Origin of the sequence: Synechococcus sp. RedBA-s, from assembly GCF_024345495.1 — a bacterium.
Lineage (GTDB): Bacteria > Cyanobacteriota > Cyanobacteriia > PCC-6307 > Cyanobiaceae > Regnicoccus_A.
Map to the genome: position 1 here is coordinate 64,453 of NZ_JAGQBF010000015.1, position 7,091 is coordinate 71,543.

General features: G+C 69.8%; 7 protein-coding genes and 1 pseudogene. 2 read left to right on the forward strand and 6 right to left on the reverse strand.

From position 1 onward, the window contains the following. Nucleotides 1–11: 11 nt before the first annotated feature. A complete protein-coding gene (locus KBY67_RS08115) occupies nt 12–1,025 on the reverse strand; it encodes a CNNM domain-containing protein (protein ID WP_255110528.1) in 1,014 nt (337 codons plus the stop codon). 84 nt (nt 1,026–1,109) lie between these two features. Here KBY67_RS08115 and KBY67_RS08120 point away from each other — a divergent pair, with 84 nt between their 5' ends. Beyond that, complete coding sequence (locus tag KBY67_RS08120; RefSeq protein WP_255110529.1) at nt 1,110–2,429, forward strand: aminopeptidase P N-terminal domain-containing protein; 1,320 nt, start codon at nt 1,110–1,112, stop codon at nt 2,427–2,429. Here the strand turns inward: KBY67_RS08120 and KBY67_RS08125 are convergent. Further along, nucleotides 2,401–3,276 carry a TIGR01548 family HAD-type hydrolase gene (locus KBY67_RS08125; protein WP_255110530.1) on the reverse strand — a complete coding sequence of 292 codons (876 nt, stop codon included), beginning with the start codon at nt 3,274–3,276 and terminating at the stop codon, nt 2,401–2,403. The genes KBY67_RS08120 and KBY67_RS08125 overlap by 29 nt on opposite strands. Between KBY67_RS08125 and KBY67_RS08130 the strand changes: the two genes are divergently transcribed. Continuing rightward, on the forward strand, nt 3,260–3,754 hold the full coding sequence (locus KBY67_RS08130; RefSeq protein ID WP_255110531.1) for a 30S ribosomal protein PSRP-3: 495 nt from the start codon (nt 3,260–3,262) through the stop codon (nt 3,752–3,754). The genes KBY67_RS08125 and KBY67_RS08130 overlap by 17 nt on opposite strands. Nucleotides 3,755–3,767: 13 nt before the next feature. Here KBY67_RS08130 and KBY67_RS08135 read toward each other — a convergent pair whose 3' ends face one another. From KBY67_RS08135 to KBY67_RS08150, 4 genes and pseudogenes are all read right to left on the reverse strand, one after another. Continuing rightward, nucleotides 3,768–4,691, reverse strand: coding sequence for a hypothetical protein (locus tag KBY67_RS08135; protein ID WP_255110532.1), 924 nt, complete (start codon nt 4,689–4,691; stop codon nt 3,768–3,770). Further along, nucleotides 4,688–5,986, reverse strand: coding sequence for a protein phosphatase 2C domain-containing protein (locus tag KBY67_RS08140; protein ID WP_255110533.1), 1,299 nt, complete (start codon nt 5,984–5,986; stop codon nt 4,688–4,690). The genes KBY67_RS08135 and KBY67_RS08140 overlap by 4 nt, the downstream gene beginning before the upstream one ends. Then, a complete protein-coding gene (locus KBY67_RS08145) occupies nt 5,983–6,765 on the reverse strand; it encodes a VWA domain-containing protein (RefSeq protein WP_255110534.1) in 783 nt (260 codons plus the stop codon). Before KBY67_RS08145 ends, KBY67_RS08140 begins: the two co-directional genes overlap by 4 nt. 23 nt (nt 6,766–6,788) lie before the next feature. After that, nucleotides 6,789–7,091: pseudogene (locus tag KBY67_RS08150) on the reverse strand (protein kinase); the annotation flags it as partial.

Genomic DNA, 7,091 nt, shown 5'->3' on the forward strand with positions numbered 1-7,091 from the left:
GGCCGCTGGGCTCATCCCTTGGCCTCCCCGGCGGACTGGGGCCGCCGCCACCAGCCCGCGAGCACCGCCAGCACGGCGTCGGCACCGATCACCCCCACGAAGCCGCCGTGCTCATCCACCACCACCCGCACCGAATGGCTGCGGCGGCGGAAGGCGGTGAGCAGCCGGTCTGCGCGGATCATCTCCGGCACGTACTCCACCGGTTCGGTGAGGCTGAGGGCGCTGTCGCTGCCGCGACCCTCCACCAGGGCCACCAGCAGGCTCTCGCGGCTGGCCACCCCCAGCACCTCATCCACCTCCTCACCGAGCACCACCCACCACCCGGCGGTGTTCGTGAGCAGCAGATCACGCACGCTCTCCAGCGGCGCGTGGCCCGACACCGTGGGAGCGGCCACCCGGGGCACCATCAGATCCCGGGCGGTGAGATCGTTGAGCTGAAACACCTTGGCGATCATGGCCGCCTCGTCGGCTTCGATCTGGCCCTTCTGCGAGCCCAGGCGGGCCAGCAGGCGAATCTCCTCCTCGTCGGTGGTGAGTTCGCTCTCGGCGGTGATCGCCGGCATGATCCGCTCCAGCAGGATCACCAGCGGCAGCATCAACCGCAGCACCACGCCCACGGTCGCGGCGCTGGCCAGCGACACCGGCAGGGCCAGACGGCTGCCCACGGCTTTGGGCAGAATCTCCCCGAACATAATCACCAGTACGGTCAGCCCTACGGAGAAGAGCGGCAGGGCGATCCGGTCGACGTCGAGCCTGGAGAACACCCAGCCGGCGTAGCTGCCCAGCATCAGGCTGCCGAAGATGTTGAAGCTGTTGTTGAGGATCACCAGCACGGCCAGGGCGCGGCCCATGCGGTTCTTGAGGTCGAGCAGGGCCCTGGCCCCCTTCACCCGCCGCGGCCTGCTGGCCAGTTCAAGCACCCGCAGGGGATTGACCGTGAGCAAGGCCGCCTCCACTCCGGAGCAGACAGCCGACCCGATCAGGATCACCACCACCAGGGCCGCCAGACCCAGGAGCTCATTCATCGGGTTGTCGTCGCGGCCGATCGCGGCATGGGGAAACGTTCATTCAATGGGGTATGCCATCTTCTCGCTAGAGGTGCAGACCCCATGGTGATCCCCCAGACCGAGTTCCACCAGCGTCGTGTGCGTTTCCTGGAGGCCCTGGGCGGTGTGGCGGCGGTGATTCCGGCCGCACCGCTGGTGCGGCACCACGCCGATGTGGAGTACCCCTTCCGCCAGCAGAGCGACTTCTGGTATCTCACCGGCTTCGATGAGCCGGGGGCCGTCGCCCTTTTCCTGCCCCACCAGAGTGACAACCCCTTCGTGCTCTTCGTTGAGCCCAGGGATCCCTCCGCCGAGGTCTGGAACGGCTTCCGCTGGGGCTGTGAGGGGGCGGTGGAGCAGTTCGGCGCCGATCTGGCCCACCCTCGTGCCGAGCTGGCCAGCCGCCTCGCCGACTACCTCAAGGGCGCCGAGGGGATCGCCTTCCGGGTGGGCCGCGACACCGCCGTGGAGCCGCTGGTACTGCAGGCCTGGGGCCAGCAGCTCGATCGTGCCCCGCGCACGGGCCATGCCGCCCTGGGGCTGGTGGCCCCCTGCCCGATCCTGCAGGACATGCGCCTGCGCAAGAGCCCGGCCGAACTGGAGCGGCTGCGGGAGGCGGCACGTATTTCCGCCGAAGCCCATGAGCTGGCCCGGGAGGTGGCCCGTCCGGGTCTGAGCGAGCGCCAGATCCAGGCGGTGATCGAGCAGCATTTCCTGGAGCAGGGCGCCCGTGGACCCGCCTACGGCTCGATCGTGGCCGGCGGCGACAACGCCTGCGTGCTCCATTACATCCGCAACGATGCGCCCCTCCGTGATGGGGATCTGCTGCTGATCGATGCCGGCTGCAGTGTGTCGGACTATTACAACGGTGATATCACGCGCACCTTCCCGATCAACGGCCGCTTCAGCGGCGAGCAGCGGGCCCTCTACGAGCTGGTGCTGGAGGCCCAGTTGGCGGCCATCGCCAGCGTGGTTCCAGGCGCCGATGCTGAGCAGGTGCATGGGGCGGCCCTGCGGGTGCTGGTGGAGGGCCTGGTGCAGCTCGGCCTGCTTCGGGGCACGGTCGACGAGTTGATCGAACAGGGGGCCTACCGCCACCTCTACATGCACCGCACGGGTCATTGGCTGGGCCTTGATGTTCACGATGTGGGCGCCTACCGCCTCGGGGAGCATCCCCAGCTGCTGGAGCCGGGCATGGTGCTGACGGTGGAACCTGGGCTCTACGTGAGCGACCGACTGGAGGCGCCGGAGGGACAGCCTGCGATCGAAGAGCGCTGGAAGGGGATCGGCATCCGCATCGAGGACGACGTGGTGGTGACCGAGACAGGCCACGAGGTGCTGAGCGCCGCCGCCCTCAAATCGCCAACGGCGATGGAGCGCTGAGGGGAGCAGCCTGGAGCCAGTTCAGCAGCTGGCCTGGCTCCAGGCTGGCTGTGGAAGGGAGGATTCGATCCGCCCCTGCCGAGCGCAGTCCCTGCTCATAGTTCTCCCGGGCGCTGGCCTGCTCGGCTGGATGCAGATGCGGCGGGGCCACCGCCAGGCTGAGCAGCTGGAGGTCCGGACGTTGGCGCCGGGCGGCCACCACCGTGTGCACATCGGCCACGGTGTCGCCCAGGTAGGCCAGCGGCAACAGGCCACCTTCGGGGGTGCTGGCCAGGGTCAGGCCCAGGCGCAGAAAGCCGCTGGGATCGGGCTTCTCCGCTGCTTCTCCCATGGCGATCAGGGGGGGATCCACCAGGCCCAGGCGCTGCTGAAGCACGTAGCGGCAGGAGGGCGGCTCGGCGCCACTGACGAAACCCCAGGCGATGCCAGCCTGGGTCAGTGCTTCAAAGAAGCCGTGCTCCACCAGCAACGGTTCGCTGCGGATGAAGCCCCTCCAGCCACTGGCATCAGCGTCTGGATCCCCGCCGAAATAGAGCTGGCTGAACACCTCCACCAGCGCGGCCATGGCCGGCAGGGGCTGGAGTCCCCCGCGCCGCAGCAGCTCCAGCGAGGCCTGCCAGTCATTGTTCCACTGGCCCTCGGCCTTGAGGGCGTCGATCTGCCGCGGTTCGGGCCGCCAGCCGCCGAAGTGGTGCACGGTTTCGGCGATGGCCCGCCGGTAGCTGCCACTGACATCGCGGATCACCCCGTCGATGTCGAAGAGAAGGACGGCGCGCGGCTGCAGGGATGCTGGTTCGGAGACTGGTACGTTAGTTGTTTGCCTTTTTGCCTTGAGCGCCGAAACCATGACGGCCCCTGAAAGCGCTGCCACGACAGAGACCCCCGCTGAGGCGGCCGTGGCGGTGAGCACCGCTGATGAGGCTCCCACCCAGGGTCGTCCTCCGTTGCGCGGAGCCAGTGCCGCCCTGGCCTCGGCCACGGTTGATGAGGACGGGGTCCCCTCCGGTCGCACCCCCAAGGCCGATGAGGGTCGCTTCCTGCTGAAGATCCTCTGGCTGCCCGACAACGTGGCCCTGGCCGTGGATCAGATCGTCGGCGGCGGCCCAAGCCCCCTCACCGCCTACTTCTTCTGGCCCCGGGAAGATGCCTGGGAAACCCTCAAGGGTGAGCTCGAAGCCAAGTCCTGGATCACCGACAACGAGCGGGTGGAGATCCTCAACAAGGCCACCGAGGTGATCAACTACTGGCAGGAAGAGGGCAAGGGCAAGGGCCTCGATGAGGCCAAGGTCAAGTTCCCGGACGTTACCTTCTGCGGGACCGCCTGATCGGCCGGCTGGCTCAGCGGGCCTTGATCACCCCCCCGAACTCGCTGGCGGTGATCAGGGCAGGCGTGCTGGCGGTGTCGACGCTGAAGCGGCGACTTTCGCTCTGGACGCTGCCGTCGGGATAGGCGAAGGTGACCACCCCCTGAAGGGTGACGAGGAAGCCTTCCTGGCCGGTTTCGCGCAGATCGGCCACGCTCACCCGCTCAAACTGGTTGAAGAAGGCGGGATCGAATTGGTCGGCCGCCGTTCCCCCGAAGAAGCTGCGGGCCTGGTCGTACGACTTGCCGCTGAGGGCGGCGTAGAGGCCCTCCACGGCGGCGATCGCCTGGTCGATGTTGGCGGCTGGCGGCTGCGGCGGGGTGATGGGCTCTGGTTCCGGCAGGTTCACCTGCTGGGGTGGTGCGAGTGGTTTGGCGCTGGGGGCTGGCGCCACCGCCCTGGGCCTGGGGGTGGAGGGGATCTCCACGCTGCTGGGGGGCGACTGCCGCAGCAGCAGCACGGCGCCCACCAGGGCCACCGCCAGGCCGCCGCTCAGGAAGGCGAGACCACTGAGCAGGGCATTGTTGCCCCCGCCTTGGCTGGCTGGCGCTGGCGCTGGCTCTGAAACGGAGTCCCTGGCCTTGGCGAGCGACTGGCCGAGCAGGCCTTCCACCACGCTCTCCATGCGCTGGCAGATGGAGGGGTTGAACACCTCCTCCAGTTCCTGCATCAACCGGGGCTGCAGCCGCGAACCGTCCAGGGGCGGGCTCTGGCTGACCGCACTGGCGAAGGCGGCCGAGAGCAGCAGATGACGCAGGGCCGGCAGCAGCTTGAGCTGCTCTTCGCCGCAGAGATCGCCGGCCAGGGCCTGCAGGCGGCGACCCTCGGTCCCGCGGCCCTGCTGGAGGTTGCTGAGCACCTGCTGCCTGAGGGTGACTCCGAGCTGGTGGTCGTTCATCGGCCGGGGTGATCAGGGATGGGGGTGGGGGTGGCTCGCCATTGGCGCTGCAGGGCAGCCAGGAGCAGCGGGCAGAGCCCGAGGGCGCTCAGGGCTTGCCCTTGCACCATCCCATCGCTGGCGGGATCGAAGCTGCTGGCGATCAGGGCCCCGAGGGGATCCAGTTCGGCCGCGGCCAGCAGAGGCGCGGCCTTCAGGCGTCCCTGGCTCAGACCCATGAACTGGCTGCGCCGGCTGCTGAGGGTGCCGGCGATGGCGCCGGGTGGGCCCGCGCAGAGCTGGCGGCTCTGGCGGCGGAGGGCCTCAGCCTGCTGCAGCACCAGGTTCCGCTGCGCCAGGTCCCGCTGCTGCAGCCAGTACCAGCTGGCACCGACGCCGGTGCTGAGCAGCAGCAGGCCCCCCAGCAGCGCCGGTAGCAGGGCCGGCAGGCTCCTGGCCTGGGGGGGGCGCTCAACAGAAGTCGGCAGCTCTGTGGTGGGGTCGAAGCTGCCATGCAAGGCCATCGCCACCGACACATCGTCGCCGCTGCCCTCGCTGGTGATCTGCTCCAGATTGGCGGCCAGTGCCTCGCTGGCGCCGGCGGCGGGGGTGGCGATCAGGTGGGCGGCGAGCACCAGGAAATCCGTGTCGGTGGCGCACGACTTGCGGATGCCATCGGTGCTGAGCATCAGGCCGAAACGGGCTCCCGGAGCCTCGATCGGCTGCAGCCCGCTGCGAAACAGCTGGGCGGCCTGCTCCAGGCAGAGGCTGCCGGTGGCTTCGCCGCTGCCCACCTCGGCCGGCTCCTCGCTCAGCAGCTCCGCCGGTCCATCGGCGTTCAGGCGCACCAGGTCCCAGTCGCCCAGGCCGGTGTACCCCCACCAGCGGGGAGTCATCACCACCAGGCCCAGGGTGGTGCCATAGAGCCGTGGCACCTCGGCTTCGGAGGGGCTGTCCTGCTGCCGCCAGTGGTCCCGCACCAGGGCCAGCCAGCGGCTGTGGATCCGTTCGGGCAGCCCTGTGGCCAGCCAGTGCGCCCAAGAGTCGAGGCCGGGTGCCTGGGCCCCTCCCAGGGCCGTGGCGCTCAGGTGCTCCTTCACGGCCAGCAGCGCCTGCTCACAGGCCAGGGCGCTGCCCACGTCGCTGAGGGGGTAACGCTCACCGCCATGGCCATCGGCAACGGCCATCACCTGCGCAGTCTGGCCGTCGTGGCTGCGGCACTGGGCGACGGCCACCGCGTCTTGGCAGGAGCGGCCCTGGCGCTGGTGGGCCGCCCCGATGCGCCGGGCCTGCAGCGGCGGGCACCAGCCGATCACCACACCAAGGGACCGATGTCGTCGGTGAGATCCATCAAGGTGGGGGGCAGATCCGGCAGGGGGATGTTGGCCTCGGGCCCCGAGCCCGCCATCCGACTGGCTGGCATTGAGGCGGCGCCCACCACGGCGGTGGAGGCCCACTGGATGTACTGGGCCAGGGATGTGGCATTGCTGGCCTGCAGGGGACGCCTGGGCGAGCGGCCGGAGCGGTGCAGGGGCTTCCGGCCGCTGGCGCCGGGGATTTCGCCGGCGGGCAGTCCGCCGCCCGGATCGCTGCCGATGAACTGCTGCAGCACCTCGGTGTCGGCGTCGTGGCCCATGGCGATCGCCAGCCGCACCGCCTTCTGGGCCCAGGGCTGGCGCATCAGCCTCGCCAGGCCGGCGTCAAAGTCGTCGGTGGGCTGGCCGTCGGAGATCAGCACCAGCACCGGCGGCAGGGCCCGCTCCTCCATAGGAGGCGACTGCAGCGCCGCTGCCACCAGCTCCAGCGCTTCGCCCATGGCCGTGATGCCCCCGGCCTGCAGATCCAGCCACTGCAGCTGCTGCACCTCCGTGGGCTGCTGCAGGTGCCAGGCCGCCCGGTCGGCGAAGCTCACCGCCCGCACCAGCACCCGCGCCTCCGGGTTCTGGCGGGCCACCTCCGCCATCCCTGGCAACGACTGACGAATGGCCTGGTTGAGGGCCTGGATCTTGCCCTGGGCCGCCATCGAGCCGGAGCAATCGCAGATGTAAATGAAGTGCAGCGGCCGGTTGGCGAGCCTGACGTTGGGGAAGGGCATCGGATCCAGGCTCGAGGGGGGGCTCAGCAGGGCAGCTCGACCGCTCCGGACGGCGTGATCAGCCGCACCAGTGGCGCGAGATTACAGGCTTGTCCTGGCCCCAGCTCCAGCTGCTGGCCGGTGTTCAGCTCGGCCCGCCAGGCCTGGTCGCTGAGGTTGCGCAGCCCCAGTAGACCGCCAGCGCTGGGATGAGCCTCCACCCGGGCCAGGGGCTGATCCAGGCGCAGGCTCAGCAGGCGATCGAAGTGGTGCGGATGCAGCTCGTTGCCGGCCGCCGCCGTCACCAGGCCGTGGGGCAGCCGCAGCCTGGTGGGGGGGGGCAGGGG